General features: G+C 69.2%; 13 protein-coding genes. 3 read left to right on the forward strand and 10 right to left on the reverse strand.

Features of this window, described 5'->3' with window-relative positions; translation table 11 throughout:
* Positions 1 to 243: 243 nt before the first annotated feature.
* The 8 genes from dxs to ngcE form a co-directional block, all read right to left on the reverse strand.
* A complete protein-coding gene (gene dxs, locus JK363_RS25715; RefSeq protein ID WP_201877645.1) occupies positions 244 to 2226 on the reverse strand; it encodes a 1-deoxy-D-xylulose-5-phosphate synthase in 1983 nt (660 codons plus the stop codon).
* Positions 2227 to 2394: 168 nt separating this feature from the next.
* On the reverse strand, positions 2395 to 3699 hold the full coding sequence (locus JK363_RS25720; protein WP_201877646.1) for a sugar ABC transporter permease: 1305 nt from the start codon (positions 3697 to 3699) through the stop codon (positions 2395 to 2397).
* Positions 3696 to 4484: an ATP-binding cassette domain-containing protein gene (locus tag JK363_RS25725; RefSeq protein ID WP_201877647.1), complete on the reverse strand. Its 789-nt coding sequence runs from the start codon at positions 4482 to 4484 to the stop codon at positions 3696 to 3698. The genes JK363_RS25720 and JK363_RS25725 overlap by 4 nt, the downstream gene beginning before the upstream one ends.
* A 133-nt stretch (positions 4485 to 4617) precedes the next feature.
* Positions 4618 to 5721, reverse strand: a complete 1104-nt coding sequence (locus JK363_RS25730) for a substrate-binding domain-containing protein (protein WP_201877648.1) — start codon at positions 5719 to 5721, stop codon at positions 4618 to 4620.
* Positions 5722 to 5901: 180 nt separating this feature from the next.
* Positions 5902 to 7110, reverse strand: coding sequence for an ROK family transcriptional regulator (locus JK363_RS25735; RefSeq protein WP_201877649.1), 1209 nt, complete (start codon positions 7108 to 7110; stop codon positions 5902 to 5904).
* Positions 7111 to 7412: 302 nt separating this feature from the next.
* The gene (locus JK363_RS25740) at positions 7413 to 8357 is read right to left on the reverse strand and encodes a carbohydrate ABC transporter permease (RefSeq protein WP_372444842.1); all 945 of its coding nucleotides are present in this window, start codon (positions 8355 to 8357) and stop codon (positions 7413 to 7415) included.
* A 61-nt stretch (positions 8358 to 8418) separates the two neighbouring features.
* Positions 8419 to 9423: a carbohydrate ABC transporter permease gene (locus tag JK363_RS25745; RefSeq protein ID WP_372444843.1), complete on the reverse strand. Its 1005-nt coding sequence runs from the start codon at positions 9421 to 9423 to the stop codon at positions 8419 to 8421.
* A 57-nt stretch (positions 9424 to 9480) separates the two neighbouring features.
* Positions 9481 to 10917 carry an N-acetylglucosamine/diacetylchitobiose ABC transporter substrate-binding protein gene (gene ngcE, locus JK363_RS25750; RefSeq protein ID WP_201877653.1) on the reverse strand — a complete coding sequence of 479 codons (1437 nt, stop codon included), beginning with the start codon at positions 10915 to 10917 and terminating at the stop codon, positions 9481 to 9483.
* A 364-nt stretch (positions 10918 to 11281) separates the two neighbouring features.
* Between ngcE and JK363_RS25755 the strand changes: the two genes are divergently transcribed.
* Together JK363_RS25755 and JK363_RS25760 are read left to right on the forward strand one after the other, a co-directional pair.
* A complete protein-coding gene (locus JK363_RS25755) occupies positions 11282 to 11782 on the forward strand; it encodes a hypothetical protein (RefSeq protein WP_236076092.1) in 501 nt (166 codons plus the stop codon).
* A gap of 203 nt (positions 11783 to 11985) precedes the next feature.
* Positions 11986 to 15840: a GH92 family glycosyl hydrolase gene (locus tag JK363_RS25760; protein WP_201877659.1), complete on the forward strand. Its 3855-nt coding sequence runs from the start codon at positions 11986 to 11988 to the stop codon at positions 15838 to 15840.
* 90 nt (positions 15841 to 15930) lie between these two features.
* Here the strand turns inward: JK363_RS25760 and JK363_RS25765 are convergent, their stop codons facing one another.
* Positions 15931 to 16917 (reverse strand): SDR family oxidoreductase, encoded by a 987-nt coding sequence (locus JK363_RS25765; RefSeq protein ID WP_201877660.1) that lies wholly within the window; start codon positions 16915 to 16917, stop codon positions 15931 to 15933.
* Between the two features lie 136 nt (positions 16918 to 17053).
* On the opposite strand from JK363_RS25765, the gene JK363_RS25770 reads away from it, so the two are divergent.
* Positions 17054 to 17935, forward strand: coding sequence for a GNAT family N-acetyltransferase (locus JK363_RS25770; protein ID WP_201877661.1), 882 nt, complete (start codon positions 17054 to 17056; stop codon positions 17933 to 17935).
* Between the two features lie 74 nt (positions 17936 to 18009).
* Here JK363_RS25770 and acnA read toward each other — a convergent pair whose 3' ends face one another.
* On the reverse strand, positions 18010 to 20724 hold the full coding sequence (acnA, locus tag JK363_RS25775; protein WP_307821867.1) for an aconitate hydratase AcnA: 2715 nt from the start codon (positions 20722 to 20724) through the stop codon (positions 18010 to 18012).
* Between the last annotated feature and the right edge of the window lie 402 nt (positions 20725 to 21126).

The raw sequence follows: 21126 nt of genomic DNA on the forward strand, positions 1-21126 counted from the left end.
GAGCACGAAAGCTCCGACCGGCCCGGCGGGGAGGTGTCGCGGGCAAAGGCAGTGGCGGACGGGTCCCAGGCCCTGTCCGAGGGCCTGGGCGGCCTCGCTGAGACTCGGTGCGGTTCGGCGCCCCGAAGGGGCGCGGGGCTGTGTCGATGTGCGGCTCCGCCGCGTGGGCGCGGTCGGCCACGACGCAGCCGCGGACGAACGACCGCACCTCGCGGCACGTCCCGCGGAGCGCCTGGGCCCGGCCTAGTCGCGCACCGGCTCACCGGCGGACGTCGGCTGCGTCACCTGCGCGTCCCGGTCCGCTCCGGTGGATCCGGCGGCCTCGGCGGCCTCGTTGTCGTCGCGGTTGCCGATCCGCGAGACCAGACCGGTGACCTGCCGGGCGATATCCGGTGCGGTCAGCCCGATCTCGGCCATGACCTCCTTGCGGGAGGCGTGGTCCAGGAAGCGCGGCGGGATGCCGAAGTCACGCACCGGCATATCGACGCCGGAGTCGCGCAGCGCCTGGGCGATGGCGGAACCCACACCGCCGGCCCGGCTGTTGTCCTCGACGGTGACCACGACGCGGTGGCGCTCGGCGAGCGCGGGCAGTTCCTCGTCGACCGGCTTGACCCAGCGCGGGTCCACCACAGTGGTGGAAATGCCCTGTTTGTCGAGAAGGTCGGCGACCTCCAGACACATCGGGGCGAGCGCACCGACCGAGACCAGCAGCACATCGGGCTGCTCGCGGTCGGCCCGCGCGGGCTCGCGCAGTACGTCCATCCCGCCGATCCGGCCGACGGCGGCCACCGCCGGGCCCACCGCGCCCTTGGAGTAGCGCACCACGGTCGGCGCGTCGTCGACCGCCACCGCCTCGCGCAGCTGGGCGCGGACCTGGTCGGCGTCGCGCGGGGCCGCGATCCGCAGCCCGGGGACGACCTGGAGGATCGACATGTCCCACATGCCGTTGTGCGAGGCCCCGTCGGTCCCGGTGATCCCGGCCCGGTCGAGGACGAACGTCACCCCGCACTTGTGCAGGGCGACATCCATCAGCACCTGGTCGAAGGCGCGGTTGAGGAAGGTGGCGTAGACCGCGAAGACCGGGTGCACACCGCCGGTGGCCAGGCCAGCCGCCGAGACGGCGGCGTGCTGCTCGGCGATGCCGACGTCGTAGACCCGCTCCGGGAACCGCTTGGCGAACTCGGTGAGCCCCACCGGGTGCAGCATGGCCGCGGTGATGGCCACGATGTCCTCGCGCTCCTCACCGAGCTTGACCATCTCCTCACCGAAGACCGAGGTCCAGTCGGCGCCGCCCGCGGAGATCGGCAGCCCGGTGTCCGGGTGGATCTTGCCGACGGCGTGGAAGCGGTCCGCCTCGTCCTGGAGGGCGGGCTGGTAGCCGCGGCCCTTCTCGGTGAGGCAGTGCACGATGACCGGGCCGCCGAACCGCTTGGCCCGCTGCAACGCGGACTCCAGCGCCTCGATGTCATGGCCGTCGATCGGTCCGACGTACTTCAGCCCCAGGTCCTCGAACATGCCCTGCGGGGTGATGAAGTCCTTCAGCCCCTTCTTGGCGCCGTGCAGGGTCTCGTACAGCGGCCTGCCGACGACCGGGGTGCGCTCCAGCAGGTCCTTGCCGCGGGCGAGGAAGCGCTCGTAGCCGTCGGTGGTGCGCAGTGTGGCGAGGTGGTTGGCAAGACCGCCGATGGTCGGGCCGTAGGAGCGCTCGTTGTCGTTGACGACGATGACCAGCGGACGGTTCTTGGCGGCGGCGATGTTGTTCAGCGCCTCCCAGGCCATTCCGCCGGTGAGCGCCCCGTCACCGATCACGGCGACCACATGGTCCTGCTTGCCGAGCAGTTCATTGGCCTTGGCCAGGCCCTCGGCCCAGCCGAGGACGGTCGAGGCGTGACTGTTCTCGATGACGTCGTGCTCGGACTCGGCGCGCGAGGGGTAACCGGACAGCCCACCCTTGCTCTTGAGCCTGGAGAAGTCCTGGCGGCCGGTGAGCAGCTTGTGGACGTAGGACTGGTGGCCGGTGTCCAGCAGCACCTTGTCCCGGGGCGAGTCGAAGACCCGGTGCAGGGCGATGGTCAGCTCGACCACACCGAGGTTCGGGCCGAGGTGGCCACCGGTCTTGGAGACGGCGTCGACGAGAAAGGTGCGGATCTCCGCGGCCAGCTGGTTCAGCTCCTCCGGAGCGAGCCGGTCCAGATCGCGCGGTCCCCTGATGCCGGTCAGCAGCACCCGTGCCTCCTTGCTTCGAGCGTCTCCATCGAGCCTTGCCGTCCGCACGAGTCTAGTGTTCCGCTCCGTGCCGAAGACCCCGGCCCATGCGATGTCGGTCACGCGAACGGACGAGCCCGGCACCGCCTCGCGGGGCGGTGCCGGGCCAGGTCCTGCGGGCGCGGCGGATCAGCCGCGTCCGGCCGAGCGCTGTGTTCTGCGCGACACCGAGTCGATCACGACGGCGGCCAGCAGCACCCCACCGGTGATCATGTACTGCACCGAGTTGGCCACCCCCAGAAGGTTCATACCGGACGAAATCGAGCCGATGACCAGCATGCCGAGCATCGCCGACCAGACCGAGCCCCGGCCGCCGAAGAGGCTGGTGCCACCGATGACCGCGGCCGCGATGGCCTCCATCAGCAGGTTGCCGGTACCGGCCTGCTGGCTGGCGGAGCCCACCCGGGAGGCGATCATGAGCCCGCCGAAGGCGGCCATCAGCCCGGAGAGGGCGAAGACCGACATCCGTACGGCCTCGACGTTGATGCCCGCGCGGCGCGCCGCCTCGACGCTGCCGCCGAGCGCGTTCACCTTGCGTCCGTAGGAGGTGCGGCGGACCACGAAGTCCAGCAGCACCAGCACCAGCACGAAGATCACCAGGCCGAGCGGCAGTCCCTTGTACTCGTTCAGCCGCCACGCCGCGGTGAAGACGATCGCGGCGAGCACCGCGGTGCGCACCAGGATCTCGCTTAGCGGCCGGGAGGGGACACCGGCCGCCTTGCGCCGCCTGCTGTCGATGAACTGGGCGAGGAAGAAGCCCGCCACCGCGACCGTCGCCGCCCCGTACGCGGCGATCAGCTGGCTGAAGTAGTGATCGGTGAGGGTGCGGACAAAGCTGTCGTCGTCGATGCCGATGGTGCCGGTGGTGCCCAGCACCTGGAGCATCAGTCCGTTCCAGGCCAGCAGACCGGCCAGGGTGACCACAAAGGCCGGGACGCCGATCTTGGCGAAAAAGAAACCATGGATCGCACCGAGGACGGCACCGGCGCCCAGGGCGGCGATCACGGCTATCCCCTCGGGCACCCCGTGGTTCACATTGAGCACCGTCAGGGTGGCCGCGGCCAGACCGCTGATCGAGCCGACGGAGAGATCGATCTCACCCAGCAGCAGGACGAACACGATCCCGACCGAGATCATGCCGGTGCCGCCGATCAGGATGGAGAGATCGGAGAGGTTCTTGGGCGAGAGGAAGGCACTGTCCTTCGCCTGGAAGACCGCCCAGATGATGGCGATGCCGACGATGACCGGGACCGCGCCCAGATCACCGCTGCGCATCTTGCGGACAAACTCGGTCAGATAGCCCTTGAAGCCCTCCTGACGCACCAGCAGCCGCGGGTCCACCGCGGTGACCGCGTCCTTCGCGACCGGGTTGGCGTCGGCCGGGCCGCGCTTGGCGTGGCTTCCGCCGTTGCTCTTGTGGACGTTGGTGGTCACTTCGCGACCTCCCCGGTGCGCGCCTTGCGGCGGGTCACGGCGTTGTCCGTGGCGCCGGTGATGGCGGAAATGATCTCTTCCTGAGAGGTGGACCGGACGTCGAAGATGCCGTTGTTACGGCCCAGGCGCAGCACCGCGACCCGGTCCGCGACGGCCTTGACGTCGGCCATGTTGTGGCTGATGAGGATCACGGCGAGACCGCGTTCGCGCAGCCGCTCGACCAGGTCCAGGACCTGGGCGGTCTGCTCGACGCCCAGGGCGGCGGTCGGCTCGTCCAGGATCACCAGCTTGGGCTCGCCCAGCATCGAGCGGGCGATGGCGACGGTCTGCCGCTGGCCGCCGGAGAGCGAGGCGATCGGGATCCGAACGCTGGGGATCCGGATCGACAGGGTCTGGAGCAGCTCACGGGAGCGGCGCTCCATCTCGACCTCGTCCAGCACTCCGCCGCGCAGGATCTCGCGGCCGAGGAAGAGGTTGCCGACGACGTCGATGTTGTCGCAGAGGGCGAGGTCCTGGTAGACGGTCGCGATGCCCAGGTCCTGGGCGTCGTGCGGCCGGCTGATCTGGACGGGCTTGCCCTGCCAGGCGAGGACGCCCTCGTCGGCTGGGCCGACTCCGGCGATGGTCTTGACGAGGGTGGACTTGCCCGCGCCGTTGTCGCCCACCAGGGCGACAACTTCACCGGCATGGACCTCCAGGTGGATATCGCTCAGCGCTTGGACAGCGCCGAATCGCTTGGAGATCCCGCGCAACGCCAACACGGGTTCGTTCGGCACGATGGCCATCTCCGTTCCGGGCAGGGGGAGCCCTGCTGCTTGACGGAGGGGAGAGCGCTCTCTCCCCTCGGCTGGGGGGTGTCAGGGGGCCGTCGCGGGGCCGCCCGCCGCATCGAGGGCGCGGGCGGCCCCACCGGGGCTGCTACTTGAGGAGACCGGCCTCTTCGCAGGCGGCCTTGTACTTGGCCGTGCAGATCTGGCTTGCCTTGTAGAGGCCGTCCTTGATGACGGTCTCCTTGATGTTGTCCTTGGTCAGCGAGACCGGGGTGATCAGGGTGGCCGGGATGCCCTTGGTGGTCGGGCTGTCCACCGTGTTGGACTCGTTGGGCTTCTCACCGCGGCCGAGTGCGATGGCCATCTCGGCGGCGGCGGTGGCCTCCGGCTCGTACGGCTTGTACACGCTCATGTACTGGGTACCGGCCAGGATGCGCTGCACACCGGCGAGTTCGGCGTCCTGTCCGGTGACCGGGGGCAGCGGGTCCACGCCGCCGCTCCTGAGCGCGGTGATCGCGCCACCGGCCATGGTGTCGTTGGCCGAGTAGACACCGACGATGTTGTTCTTGCCGAGGGAGGAGATGGCGCCGTTCATGGCCTCGTTGGCCTTGTCCGCGAGCCAGCGGTCGACGTCGTACTGCTTGCCGATGTCCACCTTGCCCTTGAGGACGGAGAGCGCGCCCTTCTTGAACATGGCGGCGTTGGGGTCGGCCTCCCAGCCGTTGAGCATGACGACCTTGCCGTCCTTGGCCTTGTTGCCCAGCGCCTTGAGCAGCGCCTCGCCCTGGACCTTGCCGACCTTCTCGTTGTCGAAGGAGGTGTACCCGGAGATCGGACCCTGGGCGAGCCGGTCGTAGGCGACGACCGGGATGTCGGCCTCGTCAGCCTTCTTGACCGAGCTGGCGATGGCCTCGGAGTCCACCGCGTCCAGGATGATCGCGTCGACCTTCTTGGTGATCATCGAGTCGACCTGCTGCTGCTGGAGCGCGGTGTCGGACTTGGCGTTGACGTAGACGACCTTGCACTCCGCGCAGAGCGCCTTGATCTTCTTGGTGATCAGCGGCCGGTCGAAGTTCTCGTATCTCGCGGTCTGGTCCTCCGGCAGGAGCAGGCCGATGGTGAGCGGACCGGTCTTCTTCTTCTGGTCCGACTTGTCGTTGTCGGCTTCCTTCGCCGAACCGCAGGCGGCGAGAGAGACCGCCATGGACACGACAGCACTGGCGATGGCGACGCGGCGCATCGTTGCGTTCATATTGGGGGTGCCTCCCTGACGAGGCCGCGTCCAAGCGGCCGAGGTGGCTGGAAGTCAACTCGGCCGCCCGCATGGCGTCAAGAAGTAAATCCTTAACGAGATGGCAACGGTGCCATTCGTTATCTGAGTGAACGCAGCGGGACGACACCGCATAGACGCAGCGTGACCGGACAAAGGTGCTCAGGTCAGGGCAGGCGCTCCGGCCGGAACCGCGCCGGAAGCCCCGTCCAGCAGCGTCGAATCGCCCATCTCGCTCAGCACCAGCGCCAGCGCGCCCAGCACCTCGGCCCGGCCGCCGAGCGCCCCGGGCATCACCGAGAGCTGCCGTGCGGCGCTGGGGATGGCGTACCGGGACACGGAGTCCCGGATCGGCGCGAGCACCAGCTCACCCGCCTCGGCGAGCTGACCGCCGAGCACCACGCGACTCGGGTTGATCAGATTGCACAGATTCGCCACTCCGCTGCCGATATGGCGCCCGACGTCCGCGATCACCCGTCGGCAGCCGGGGTCGCCCTCGCGGGCCAGCTGCACCATGCGTTCAACGGTCAGATCCATGCCATGGCTGGAGTAGAGCAGCGGCAGCACATAGCGGGCCGCGGTGAAGGTCTCCAGACAGCCGCGGTTGCCGCAGCGGCAGACCGGGCCCGACTCGTCCAGGGTGATGTGCCCGATCTCGCCCGCCGTACCGCCGGGGCCGCGGTAGATCTGGCCACTGATCACCAGACCGGCGCCGACACCGTCGGCGACCTTGATGTACGCGAGGTCGGCGACCCCACGCCCGGAGCCCCACACCAACTCGCCGAGGGCGCCCAGGTTGGCGTCGTTGTCGACGTGCACCGGCACCCCGAGCCGCTGGGCGAGGTCATCCCGCGGATTGGTGCCCGCCCAGCCCGGAAGGATCGCCGTGGAGCCCAGCGTGCCGGTCTCGACGTCGATGGGCGCGGGCACGCCGAGCCCGACGCCGACCACCTTGTCCTGGCGCAGCCCGGTGGCCGCGACCAGCCTGCTGACCAGTTGTTCGGCCCGGTCCAGCCCCTGAGCGGCGGACGCGTCCACATCCAGCGGCTCGGACTCCTCGGCCAGCACCTGGTGGGCGAGGTTGCCGATGGCGACGCGCAGATGCGTATGGCCGAAGTCCACGCCGACGACGATGCCCGCGTCCCCGCTCAGGGAGACGCTGCGGGCCCGGCGGCCGCCCGCCGACGTGGGCGTGACCTCGACGGTTCCCCCGTCCTTGAGCTCACGGACGATATTGGAGACGGTGGCGGCGGACAGCCCCGTGCTCCGGGCGATCTCCGCCTGGGTGAGCGAGCCCGCCATGCGCACCGCCCGCACCACCCGCTCGAGGTTGGCCCGGTGCAGCGACGACTGCGATCCCGGAGTCTCCACGCCATCCACTCCCGCCTTCACGGGCGGCACGACGGCCGCTCCGCCGGCCGGGCCGCAGCAGTGAGGCCCGACAGTGTCTCCAACATGTGAACTCTAAGATGAGCCGCCCCGGTTGTTCCACGTCAAGTCCTTGACACCTTCCGGACGGCTCACGGTCCTGACGGCAGGCACGGCGCCGCACCGATATGTGATCAGTGCACTGATGTGCGACGTTCCACACCGGGGCGCCGCTTGTCCGCAAGGGTACGGGGCGCCTCCGCCGAACGGCGGGGACGCCCCGTGGTCGGGTGCCGGAGACGGGTCTACTTGATCGCGCCCGCCGTCAGACCGGCCTGGACCTGCCGCTGGAAGATGATGTAGACACCGAGCACCGGCAGCATCGCCAGCACCAGCCCGGCGAACAGCGCCGACCAGTCGCCCTTGTACTGCTGACTGGCGGCGAGCTGCACCAGCCCCTGGGTGAGCACCCGCTTGTCCTCCTCGGTGTTCAGCACCGTCGGCAGCATGTACTGGTTCCACTGCCCGAGGAAGTTGAAGATCCCGACGCTGATCAGGCCCGGCTTCGCCATCGGCAGCATGACCTGGAAGAAGGTACGGGTCTGGGAGGCCCCGTCGATCAGGGCCGCCTCCGCCACCGAGCTCGGCAGGGTTTTGAAGAACGAGGTCAGGAAGAAGACGGTGAACGGCAGCGAATAGGCGATGTAGACCAGGATCAGCCCGTGGAAGGTGTTCAGCAGGGCCAGGTTCTTCATCACGAAGAACAGCGGCACCAGCGCCAGGATGATCGGGAAGCTCATCCCACCCACGAACATGAAGTAGATGACGCGCTTCCCCGGGAACTCGAAGCGGGCCAGGACATACGCCGCCATGGCGCCCAGCAGCATGGTGCCCACCAGCGAGCACCCCACCACCACGAGGGTGTTGACGAAGAAGTCGCCGATGTTGGACTTGCTCCAGGCGCGCGACCAGTTGTCGAAGTGCAGACTGCCGGGCAGCCCCCAGGGAGAGGTGAAGATCTCCTTGTCGGTCTTCAGGGAGCTCATCACCGCCCACAGCAGCGGCATGGTGACCAGGAGCGCCCAGAGCACCAGCATCCCGTGGGAGAAGACATTGAGGACCTTGCCCTCGCTGCCGACGCGCCCCTCGGGGGTGTAGCGCGGGGGCAGCTGGTCCCCGGCGGGCTCACGGGGGGCGGCGTCGTCCTTGGCGGCGCCGCGGAGCTCCGAGGGCTGTGCTGGTGAGGTCACTGCGATACCCCCAGATCGGCGGTCGGGCGGCGGTCGTGGTCTGCGATGGATGGCCCGGGCATCAGTACTCCAGCCGTTCACGCCGGCCCAGCTTGGACACGATGACCGCGAAGATCATGGTGACGATCAGCATCGCCACCCCGATCGAGGTGGCGCGGCCGGCCTGCCCGTCGCGGAAGGTCTTGGTGTAGACGTAGTAGCCCAGCACCTGGGTGGAATCGGCGGGTCCGCCCGGTCCCACGGTCATGATCTGGACCACGGCGAAGGCGTCGAGGGCGAGGATGCCCATGTAGATCCAGCCGGTCTGGACCGTGTCCCACAGCAGCGGCAGAGTGATCCTGAAGAAGGTCGTGATCCGGTTCGCGCCGTCCAGCAGCGCCGCCTCATAGAAGTCCTTGGGGATGGAGCTCATCCCGGCGGAGAACAGGACGACGTAGAAGCCGACGTTGCACCAGACCATCACGACCATCAGGCACCACAGGGCCAGCTGGGGATCGGCCAGCCACTGCTGCTCGAGCGAGTCCAGGCCGATTCCGCCCAGAAAGGCATTGAGTGCCCCGTTGCGCGGGTTGTAGGTGAACTGGAACAGCAGGGCGACGATCGCGATCGACAGCACCTGCGGAAAGAAGTAGACGACCTTGTAGAACGTCGATCCGCGCACCCCGGACACGGCCGCGTTCTTCCGGCCCCGGCCGCCGACGTTGAGCATGAAGGCGAAGAAGAGGCCGAGGCCGAGTGTCACCAGCGGTACGACCAGCAGCAGCAGGACATTGTGTCCGACCGCTGTCCAGAAGAGGTCGTCGTGGAGCAGCCAGTCGTAGTTGTCGAACCCGACCATCTTGAAGTCGGAACTCAGACCGGTCCAGTCCGTGAAGGAGTACAGGATGGCCTGGATGAACGGCGAGATCACGAAGACCGCGTACAACGAGACCGGCAGCACCAGAAAACCGGTGACAAAGCCGTACTTCCGGAACCACTGAGCCACCTTCGGATGGGGGCCCCTGGCGCGCCCGGGCGTTTCCTTCCGTACGCCCGGCGCACCGGTCTGAGTCCTGACCTTCTGCATCTCACCGACCTCGGTCTTCCCCCGCGGCCACTACCGCTGGTGACGCATCGAATCCCATCAGACGTGCTTGTACTTCTTGACCGCGTCGTCCTTGGCGGTCGCGTCGGCGAACTTCTGAATCTTCTTGATCGCCTCTGCCGGGGTCATCCGGCCCGCCATCATCTCGCCCAGCGCGCCGACGCCGATCTGCTGCTTCTGGAGCGCGACGTACCAGTCCTGGAGCCGCGGATTGACGACGTTCTTCCCGGCCTTCTTCAGAACCTCCTGCGCGGACGCCAGGCCCGGCGGCAGGGAAAGCCCTTCGGTGCCACCGTTGAGCGAGGTGAGCGAGGAGACCTGCTGGACGAAGTTCTTGGTGGACTTCTCACCCAGCATGATGCGCAGCAATTCCATGCCGCCCTCGGGGTTCTTCGCCGACTTGGGCACGATGAAGGGCTCACCGCCGGAGGCCCAGAGGGTGCCGAACGGCATCTTGTCGCCGCTGTCCAGGCTGGAGGGCGCGCCCACCGCCATCTGGAAGTCCTTCGGCGTGGTCTTCTTCGCCTCGTTCTCCACCCAGGAGCCGTTCGGGATGAACAGCGCCTTGCCCTGGTTCCACGCGGTCTGGGACTCGATGTGGGTCAAGCCCGGGGTGCCCTTGAGGATGTAGCCCTTCCGGTAGAGCTCGTAGTACGCCTCGAAGGCGGCCTTGACGGCCGGGTGCTTCCAGGCGTTCGCCTCCAGGTTGTCGATGGCGTCCAGGACATCGGCGCCACCGATCTTGGCGATGAAGGGGTAGAGGCTGAAGGGCAGGTAGTAGGGGTACTTGCCCGGGTAGGTCCAGCCGGCGATGCCCTTCTTCTTGGCCTTGGCGCAGACCGCGAGCATGTCGTCCCAGGTCTCCGGGTATTCCACGCCGAGCTTTTCCAGATTGCTCTTGGAATACCAGACGCCGTAGACGGTGTAGGCGTAGTAGAGGATCCAGACCTGCTTGCCGTCGAACTGCCCCATCTCCACGACACCGGGGCGCAGGGTGTCGCGCACCTTCTTCTTGGGGTCGTCGACGGAGGGCGCGTCCAGCAGCGGGGTGAGATCCGTCAGCTGCTTCTTGCCGACCAGGGTGCCGAAGTCCATCTGCTCGGCGCCGGAGTTGTCGATGAGGTCCGGCGGGGTGCCGCCGTTGAAACGTGGCTGGAGGGTCGTCTGAATCTTCTGGGTGGCGGAGTGCTTGACCTTGCCCGCGGTCTTCGGAAACGCCTTGCTGTATTCCTTCTCGGCGTCCTTGGCGTACTGCTGCCCGAAACCGCCGTCGAAGATGACGACGTCGAGCCCGGCGCTCTCATTGACGGCGAGCGGGTTCTTCGCCGTCTTCTTGCCCTTGTCGACCTTGTTGGAATCGTCGTCACCGCCGCTCGCGCAGGCAGTCAGCACGCTGACGGACGGCACGGCGATCAGCCCGAGCGCCGCTGACCGCTTGACCAGATCACGACGGCCGACATCTGGAGTGGATCCCATGCTCAAGTCCTCGCCTTCGTCAGGACTCAGGCGGTGTAACGGTCTCCCGTACATCTCGCCTCCGGCGAGGGGCCCGACACCGCGGGTGAGTTGAAGCGTGAAGCGGAGTATTGCTGGGTGTGCGCCGGGGACTGCGGAGGCCCGCCGGGGCCCGCGCGAAGTGGGCGGCAGTGCGGCCCTCCCCCTGGGGCGACAGGTATAGTCCACTTGGTATCAACTGGGCAAGATTGAATCTTCATTGGGTAACAGTCTTTCCCGAGTTGAGACCTGCCCGACATACCGTAGGGGGCCACAGCCCGTACGGCGTACCGCCGTGCGCACGATCACTCGAGAGGCGGTCCCTGTGCCCCTGAAGCAGCTCCCCTTGACCACCAGCGTTGTCGTGGCCGCGACACTCGCTTTGACCGCGGGGTGCGGCTCCGACGGTGGCGGCTCGTCGGCCGGGGACACCAAGGGCGGCGCGGCGATAGGCAAGGGCATGGCCCAGCTCCCCGTCGAGCCCACCGAAGAGCCGACCGAGGACCCCACCGACGACCCGTACGACGACCCCACGGACAGCCCCACCGGTGGATCCGGGCTGGTCACCTCGGACGCCAAGATGGGCACCTGCGGCTGGGGCTCGGACGGCAAGCCCTACGCCAACATCAAGATCAGCAACTCCAGCTCCACCACCGCCTACTACAGCCTGCTGGTCGGCTTCGTCGACAGCGCCGGTGAGGTGGTGACCACGGGCACCAAGTCCGACGCCCCGGTGGCGGGCAACGCCGAGAAGACCATCAAGGTCATCGGCCTCCAGGCGGACAGCTCCAAGAAGGCGAAGAAGTGCCGGCTGTCGCTCGGCACCAAGTCCGACTCGGCCGACTGACCGCGCTCCACCATCACCCTGATGGCCGCGGGCCGTACCCCCCAACGGGCGTACGGCCCGCGGTGCGTGAGCCCTGCGGCCGCTCCGCTCCCCACCGCACGCCGTCCCCGACGCGTTCTTGACACCCCCCTCCCCCGGCCGTCCTACTTGTCTCCGCGCGATGCAACTTGACAACGTTGTCAGACGCTTTGGGGAGGCGGCGCATGCGACAGGGACGACCACCGCGACGACGGAGAACCGGACGAACGGCCGCCCTGCTGGCCGCCGTTCTGCTGGCGGTGACGGCGCAGGGGACCGTGGCCGCCGCCCCGCACGGCCCGGACACCCCGGACCACACCGACCGGAGGTTCGCCTCGTCCTTCGAGCCGGACGATCCCCGGCCGGACTGGCGCAATACGGTCGAGACCGGCCCCGACGGGAAGAAGAAGGCGTCCGGGGTCGACGGCGGCTACGCCTCCGGCATCCCCGGCAATGTCACCGACAAGGTGACCGAGGTCCGGGCCAGCGGTGAGAACGCCTCCGCCGGTGAGGCCAAGGAGAACCTGGTCGACGGCGAGCTCACCAGCAAGTGGCTGGTGTTCGAGAAGACCGCCTGGCTGGAGTTCGAGCTGAGCGAGCCCGTCAAGGCCGTCCGCTACGCCCTCACCTCCGCCAATGACGCCCCCGGCCGGGATCCCGAGGACTGGACCCTCAAGGGCTCCGCCGACGGCTCCGACTGGACCACGCTGGACAGCCGGAAGGACGAGACGTTCGGCTCGCGGCAGCAGACCCGCGAGTTCGGCTTCGACAACTCCACCGCCTACCGGCACTTCCGGCTGGAGATCAGCCGTAACGCCGGGGACGACCTCGTCCAGCTCGCCGAGGTGCAGTTGGCGGACGGCAGCACCGCCCCGCCCGCCCCCTCCGACATGCGCAGCCAGGTGGACCGCGGCCCGGCCGGGTCCCCCACCGCCAAGGCCCGCGCGGGCTTCACCGGCACCCACGCCCTGCGCTACGCGGGCACCCACAAGCCGGGTGGCCGGGCGTACTCGTACAACAAGGTCTTCGACGTGGACACGGCCGTCACCCGGGACACCGTGCTGTCGTACCGGATCTTCCCCTCGATGCCGGAGACCGACCTGAGCTATCCGGCCACCCATGTCTCGGTCGATCTCGCCTTCACCGACGGCAGCTATCTCAGCGAGCTGGCCGGTGCGGTGGACCAGCACGGCGCCCGGATGAGCCCCCAGGGCCAGGCGGCCGCCAAGACGCTCTACGTCAACCAGTGGAACCACAAGGAGTCGAGGATCGGCGCGGTCGCCGCGGGCCGGACGGTCGACCGGATCCTGGTGGCCTACGACTCGCCCAAGGGCCCGGCGCGGTTCCAGGGCTGGGTGGACGACATCTCGCTGACCCCCGAGAAGCCCGCGAAGCCTCGGGCCCATCTCTCGGACTACGCCGTGACCACGCGCGGCACCAACTCCAGCGGCTCCTACTCGCGCGGCAACACCTTCCCCGCCACCGCGGTGCCCGGCGGCTTCACCTTCTGGACACCGATGACGAACGCGGGCTCCACGGACTGGCTGTACCAGTACGCCCGCGCCAACAACGCCGACAACCTCCCCACCATCCAGGCGTTCGGCGCCTCCCATGAGCCCAGCCCCTGGATGGGCGACCGGCAGACCTTCCAGCTGATGCCGTCCATAGCGTCCGGGGTGCCGGACGCCTCACGGACCACCCGCGCCCTGCCGTTCCGCCACGACCGCGAGACCGCCCGGCCGTATGCCTACGGGGTGACCTTCGAGAACGGGCTGAAGACGAGGATCGCGCCCACCGACCACGCGGCGATGATGCGCTTCACCTATCCCGGCGAGCGGGCGAGCGTCCTCTTCGACAACGTCACGGGCGACGGCGGGCTGACGCTCGACGCCGAGCACGGTGTGGTCACCGGCTACTCCGACGTGAAGAGCGGACTGTCCACCGGTGCCACCCGGATGTTCGTCTACGGCGTCTTCGACGCGCCCGTGACCGCGAGCGGCAAGCTGCCGGGCGGCGGCGGCAAGGACGTCACCGGCTACTTCCGCTTCGCGCCGGGGAAGGACCGTACCGTCACCCTGCGGCTGGCCACCTCGCTCATCGGTGTCGACCAGGCCAGGGCCAACCTCGAGCGGGAGATCCCGGCGTCGGCCTCGTTCGCGAAGGTCGAGCGGGACGCACAGCGGGCCTGGGACCGGGTGCTGGGGGTGATCGAGGTCGAGGGGGCCGACCCCGACCGGCTCACCACTCTCTACTCCAGCCTCTACCGGCTGTATCTGTATCCCAACTCCGGCTTCGAGAACACCGGGACCGCCCGGAAGCCGCGATACCAGTACGCGAGCCCCTTCTCCGAGCCCACCGGCGAGAACACCCCGACCCGCACCGGCGCGAAGATCGTCGACGGCAAGGTCTACGTCAACAACGGCTTCTGGGACACCTACCGCACCACCTGGCCCGCCTACTCCCTGCTCACCCCCGGCCGGGCGGCAGAGCTGGCCGACGGCTTCGTCCAGCAGTACAAGGACGGCGGCTGGATTTCCCGCTGGTCCTCACCCGGCTACGCCGATCTGATGACCGGCACCAGTTCGGACGTGGCCTTCGCGGACGCCTATCTCAAGGGTGTCGGCCTCGACGCCGAGGCCGCGTACGAGGCCGCGCTGAAGAACGCGACCACCGTCCCGACCTCACCGGGCGTCGGCCGCAAGGGGATGGCCACCTCGGTCTTCCTCGGCTACACCAGCACCGAGACCCACGAGGGGCTGTCCTGGGCGCTGGAGGGCTGTCTCAACGACTTCGGGATCGCGAGGATGGGCAAGGCGCTCTACGCGAAGACCAAGAAGGCGCGCTACAAGGAGGAGTCGGAGTACTTCCTGAACCGGGCCCGGAACTACGTCCATCTCTTCGACCCCGGGGCCGGCTTCTTCCAGGGCCGGGACGCCGACGGAAAGTGGCGGCTGCCGTCTGCGACGTACGACCCGCGGGTGTGGGGCTACGACTACACCGAGACCAACGGCTGGGGATACGCCTTCACCGCGCCCCAGGACAGCCGGGGCCTGGCCAACCTCTACGGCGGCCGCTCCGGGCTCGCGAAGAAGCTGGACACCTACTTCGCCACCCCGGAGACCGCCTCCCCCGAGTTCGCCGGGTCCTACGGCGGCGTCATCCACGAGATGACCGAGGCGCGGGACGTCCGTATGGGCATGTACGGGCACAGCAACCAGGTCGCCCACCACGCGGCCTATATGTACGACGCGGCGGGACAGCCCTGGAAGACCCAGCGGACGGTGCGCGAGGTGCTCTCCCGGCTCTACACCGGCAGCGAGATCGGTCAGGGCTACCACGGTGACGAGGACAACGGCGAGCAGTCGGCCTGGTACGTCTTCAGCGCGCTGGGTTTCTATCCGCTGGTGATGGGCGGCTCGGAGTACGCGGTCGGCTCCCCGCTGTTCACCAAGGCCACCGTTCATCTGGAGAACGGCCGCGACCTGGTGATCACCGCTCCCCGCAACAGCGCGGAGAACGTGTACGTCCAGGGCCTGACGGTGAACGGCAAGCCCTGGCACTCCACCGCGCTGCCGCACAGGATCCTCGCCCGGGGCGGCACGCTGGAGTTCACCATGGGCCCGAAGCCCTCGCGCTGGGGCACGGGGAAGAACGCGGCGCCCTCCTCCCTGACCCAGGACGACGAGGTGCCCACCCCGCGCCGTGATCTGACGGTGCCGAGCGGCGGCACCGCGCTGCTGGACAACACCTCCGGCACGGACGCCGCGTTCACCTCGGTGGGGCTGCCGGTGAAGGACCCGGGCCGTGCGGTGCAGTACACCCTGACCTCGTCGGACCGCCGCAAGGCGCCGTCCGGCTGGGTGCTCCAGGGGTCGGCCGACGGTGCGCACTGGAAGGAGCTGGACCGGCGCTCCGGCCAGACCTTCGCATGGGACCGGCAGACCCGGGTGTTCTCGGTCCGCGCGCCCGGTCGTTACGGCCACTACCGCCTGGTGGCGGACGGCAGAGCCACCCTCGCCGAGGTCGAACTGCTCGGCTGAGGTCCCTGATCGCCGATTCCACCCCGGTAGCACGGTCGTCCGGCGCGCTCCCGGCGCCGGACGGCCGTGGTGTCCCGCGGCCCGGTGACCTCACACCCGCCGCAGCACTTCCGCCTCCCGCTCCGCGTCCATACCTACCGATGGGCGGTCCGGCCGGTGCGGTGCCACGCCGCCCAGCGCGCTCAGCCAACTCCAGGTGTCCGCCACGGTGTCGGCGACGGGGCGGCAGCGCAGCCCGGCGGCGAGCACCTTGGACACAGCGCCGCTGTGCATCATGTCGTACAGCTCCCCCGGCGGCAGCCAGATCGGCAGTTCGCTCCATGGCTCGATCCCGGCGGCCAGCACGGTCTCCGGATCGGTCCAGCGCAGTTCGGCGTCCGAGCCGGTGACCCGGACACAGGTCTCCAGCAGTTCCCCCATCGTGGTGTGCCCCCGCGCGCCGACGAGGTTGTACGCGCCGCCGAGTCCGCGGCCCGCGGCGTCCAGCACCCACTGGGCGAGGTCGCGCACATCGATGTACTGAAGCGGCAGGTCGCGCGGTCCGGGGGCGAGCACCGGGCCGCCGCGGGCGATCCGGTTCAGCCACCACGGCAGCCGTCCGATGTTCTCGTACGGGCCGATGATCAGCCCCGCGCGGGCCAGCAGGGCACGGTCGCCGAAGGCCGCGCACGCGGCCAGCTCCCCGCCCCGCTTGATGGTCGCGTAGTCGCCGTCGTCCGCGTCGGGGGACGCGTCCACCAGCGGGCCGTTCTCGTCCAGTCCGGCCGGGGCCGGATCGGCGTACACCGAGCGGCTGGAGATGTAGACGTAGTGTCCGGCGCGCCCGGCGAGCAGCCGCGCGGCGTCCCGCACCGCCGACGGCGGGCCCGACCAGGTGTCCACCACGATGTCCCATGCGCCCGGCGCCAGCGCGGCCAGTCCGTCGGGCACGGTCCGGTCGCCGTGCAGCGCGGTGACCCCCGGCGGCGGGTCATGCCGGCCGCGGTGGAACACCGTGACCTCCCAGCCGCGGGCTCGCGCCTCCTCCGTCACCGCGCGTCCCACGAACTCCGTACCGCCCAGCATCAGAAGTCTCATGGCGGCGACTCTGCCCGCTCACCGTGGTCCGGCCCGGCGTTCCCTGCTGTCGGCAGAATCGCTGTGAGCGGACACGGTGCCTCGGCGCGCCCGGTCATCACGCCCCTCGCGCCCGCCGATTGGGCAGGATGGAGACATGATCCTCCGCCAGTTGCACGACACCGACGAGGACGCCGAGGCGGTATGGGAGGTGGTCTCGGCCGCGTTCGGGGACGCGGCCGCACTCGCGGGCCTGGACGGCTGGCCACCGGAGTACATCGCCGAGACGCACGACCGGAACCGGCATCTCGCCCGCAGCGATCCGGGCGGCTGTTGGCTCGCCGTGGACGACGGCGGAATGCCGCTCGGCGCGGCGCTGTCCACACGCCGCGAGGGCACCTGGGGGCTCTCGATGCTCGCGGTGCTGCCACGGGCCCAGCGACAGGGCGTCGGCCGGGAGTTGCTCGCCGCGACGCTGATGTACGGACGGGGGTGTCTGCGCGGCATCATCTGCGGATCCGAGGATCCGCGCGCGGCGGCCGGCTACCGGCAGGCGGGGTTCACCCTGCATCCGGCGATGCGGCTGCGCGGCACCGTCGGACCGGAGACCAAGGAGCGGCTGTCCCCGCCGGACGGCGCGGTGCACGAGGGGGTGGCCCGCCACCGGGACCTGCTGGACTCGGTGGACCGCCGCACCCGGGGCGGCGCCCATGGCATCGACCACGAACTGCTGCTGGCCCAGCGGAGGTTGCTGGTGGTGGACGACCTGGCGGGCAGCGGCTACTGCTACGTCGGCGCGGACGGCAAGGTCGAACTGCTGGCCGCGACCTCGCGGCGGCTGGCGAAGCGGCTGCTGACGGCGGCGCTGCTGTGTCTGCCGGAGGGCGCCGACGCCCGGGTCCCGGCGCTGACGGCCGAGCAGCAGTGGGCGGTGGACGTGGGGCTCGAGGCCGGCCTTGAGCTGTCCACCGGCGGCTATGTGTGTCTGCGCGGCATGCCGCCCCCGGCGCCGTACATCCCCTCGGGGACGTTTCTCTGATCCCGGCGCGCCGGGTACGCGAGACGGGCCGCACCCCCGCGCGGGGGTGCGGCCCGTCTCAGCTGCCGTCAGAGTTACTTGCGGATCAGCGAGCGCAGCACGTACTGCATGATGCCGCCGTTGCGGTAGTAGTCCGCCTCGCCGGGGGTGTCGATGCGCACCTTGGCGTCGAATTCCACCTCGCCCGCCTTGACCTTCACCGTCTCCGGGATGCCACCGTCGTTGAGCGCGGTGACACCGGTGATCTCGAAGGTCTCCTGGCCGGTCAGGCCCAGCGACAGCGCCGAGCCGCCCTCCGGGAACTGGAGCGGCAGGACGCCCATGCCGATGAGGTTCGAGCGGTGGATGCGCTCGTAGGACTCGGCGATGACGGCCTTGACGCCGAGCAGCGCGGTGCCCTTGGCCGCCCAGTCGCGGGAGGAGCCGGAGCCGTACTCCTTGCCCGCCAGGATGACCAGCGGGATGCCGGCGGCCTGGTAGTTCTGCGAGGCGTCGTAGATGAAGGAGACCGGCGCGCCGTCCTGGGTGAAGTCGCGGGTGAAGCCGCCCTCGGTGCCCGGCGCGATCTGGTTGCGCAGCCGGATGTTGGCGAAGGTGCCGCGGATCATGACCTCGTGGTTGCCCCGGCGGGAGCCGTAGGAGTTGAAGTCACGCCGCTCGACACCGTGCTCGGTGAGGTACGTGCCGGCCGGGGTGTCGGCCTTGATCGCACCGGCCGGGGAGATGTGGTCGGTGGTGACCGAGTCGCCCAGCTTGGCCAGCACCCGGGCGCCGCGTACATCCTCGACCGGGGCCGGGTCCATGGTCAGGCCCTCGAAGTACGGGGGCTTGCGGACGTAGGTGGACTCCGGGTCCCACTCGAAGGTGTTGCCGGTCGGCACGGGCAGCGCCTGCCACTGGGCGTCACCGGCGAAGACGTCGGAGTAGCTGGTGTGGAACATCTCCTGGCCGATGGCGGAGGCGACGACCTCCTCGACCTCCCGCTCGGAGGGCCAGATGTCGGCGAGGTGGACCGGCTTGCCCTCCTGGTCGATGCCGATGGCGTCCTTGGTGATGTCCACCTTCATGGAGCCCGCGATGGCGTACGCGACGACCAGCGGCGGGGACGCCAGGTAGTTCATCTTGACGTCCGGGTTGATCCGGCCCTCGAAGTTGCGGTTGCCGGAGAGCACCGAGGTGACGGCGAGGTCCGCGTCGTTGACGGCCTTGGAGACCTCCTCCGGCAGCGGGCCGGAGTTGCCGATGCAGGTGGTGCAGCCGTAGCCGACGAGGTTGAAGCCCAGCTTGTCGAGGTACGGGGTGAGCCCGGCGCGGTCGTAGTAGTCCATGACGACCTTGGACCCGGGGGCCAGGGTGGTCTTGACCCACGGCTTGCGGGTCAGGCCCTTCTCGACCGCCTTCTTGGCCACCAGCGCGGCGGCGACCATGACGTACGGGTTGGAGGTGTTGGTGCAGGAGGTGATCGCGGCGACGGTGACGGCGCCGTGGTCGATCTCGTACACGGTCCCGTCGGGGGCGGTGACCTGGGTCGGCTTGGTCGGCATGCCGTTGTGGTCGATGGCCGGGGCGTCGGAGGCCGGGAAGGACTCCTTGCCCGTCTCCTCGTCCTCCGAGACGTAGTTGCGCACGTCCTGGGCGAACTGCTCGGCGGCCTGCGCCAGCACGATCCGGTCCTGCGGACGCTTGGGACCGGCGATCGACGGAACGACCGTCGACAGGTCCAGCTCCAGCTTCTCGGAGAAGTCCGGCTCGGCGGCCGGGTCCAGCCACAGGCCCTGCTCCTTGGCGTACGCCTCGACGAGCGCGAGCTGCTGGGCGCTGCGGCCGGTGAGCTTGAGGTAGTTGATGGTCTCGCCGTCGATCGGGAAGATCGCCGCGGTGGAGCCGAACTCCGGCGACATGTTGCCGATGGTGGCGCGGTTGGCGAGCGGGATGGCCGAGACGCCCTCGCCGTAGAACTCGACGAACTTGCCGACCACACCGTGCTTGCGCAGCATCTCGGTGATGGTGAGCACCAGGTCGGTGGCGGTGGTGCCGGTGGGCAGCTCACCGGTCAGCTTGAAGCCGACGACCCGCGGGATCAGCATCGACACCGGCTGGCCCAGCATGGCGGCCTCGGCCTCGATACCGCCGACGCCCCAGCCCAGCACACCGAGGCCGTTGACCATGGTGGTGTGGGAGTCGGTGCCGACGAGGGTGTCCGGGTACGCCTGTCCGTTGCGGACCATGACCGTGCGGGCCAGGTGCTCGATGTTCACCTGGTGGACGATGCCGGTGCCGGGCGGGACGACCTTGAACTCGTCGAAGGCGGTCTGGCCCCAGCGCAGGAACTGGTAGCGCTCCTTGTTCCGCCCGTACTCCAGCTCCACGTTCTGGGTGAAGGCGTCCGGGGTGCCGAAGCGGTCGGCGATGACGGAGTGGTCGATGACCAGCTCGGCCGGGGCCAGCGGGTTGATCTTCGCCGGGTCGCCGCCGAGCTCCTTGACGGCCTCACGCATGGTGGCGAGGTCGACGACACAGGGCACACCGGTGAAGTCCTGCATGATCACGCGGGCCGGCGTGAACTGGATCTCCTGGCTGGGCTGGGCCTGAGAGTCCCAGCCGCCCAGCGCGCGGATGTGGTCGGCGGTGATGTTCGCGCCGTCCTCGGTGCGGAGCAGGTTCTCCAGCAGCACCTTCAGGCTGTACGGCAGGCGGGCGGACCCCTCCACCTTGTCCAGCCTGAAGATCTCGTACGACTCGTCGCCCACCTGCAGGGTGCTGCGGGCGTCGAAGCTGTTCGCCGACACGACAGTCTCCTTCATGCATGAATTCGCGCGTACCACCGCAATGCTGCCGTCGTCTGCGCGCGCCCATCCGCTAAGGTAGGGCTAAGTTAGGTAACCCTTACCGGTGCGAGGGAAGGCGGTGCACCTTCAGCAGATATCTCGATGTCGAGATAACTCTAGTACATCAGCCCCGCGCGGTCAGCTCAGCCCTGCCGCCGGGCGGTGTCGTACCAGGTGGCACGTTCACCGGTACGGGTGATCGCCGGGCGTCTGCACCGCAGGTCGCGGTGGCGGGCGGACCGGGCGGGGCGGTACCGGTGCGGCGTCCGTCACGTCCGGCGGCGTCCGGCGACGTCCGGTAGCGGCCGGAAATGGCCGGACCGGGACCGGCCCGGTTCCCGCGGTGAGCGGACCGTTCCGCTT

Origin of the sequence: Streptomyces coffeae, from assembly GCF_016741875.1 — a bacterium.
Taxonomy (GTDB): domain Bacteria; phylum Actinomycetota; class Actinomycetes; order Streptomycetales; family Streptomycetaceae; genus Streptomyces; species Streptomyces coffeae.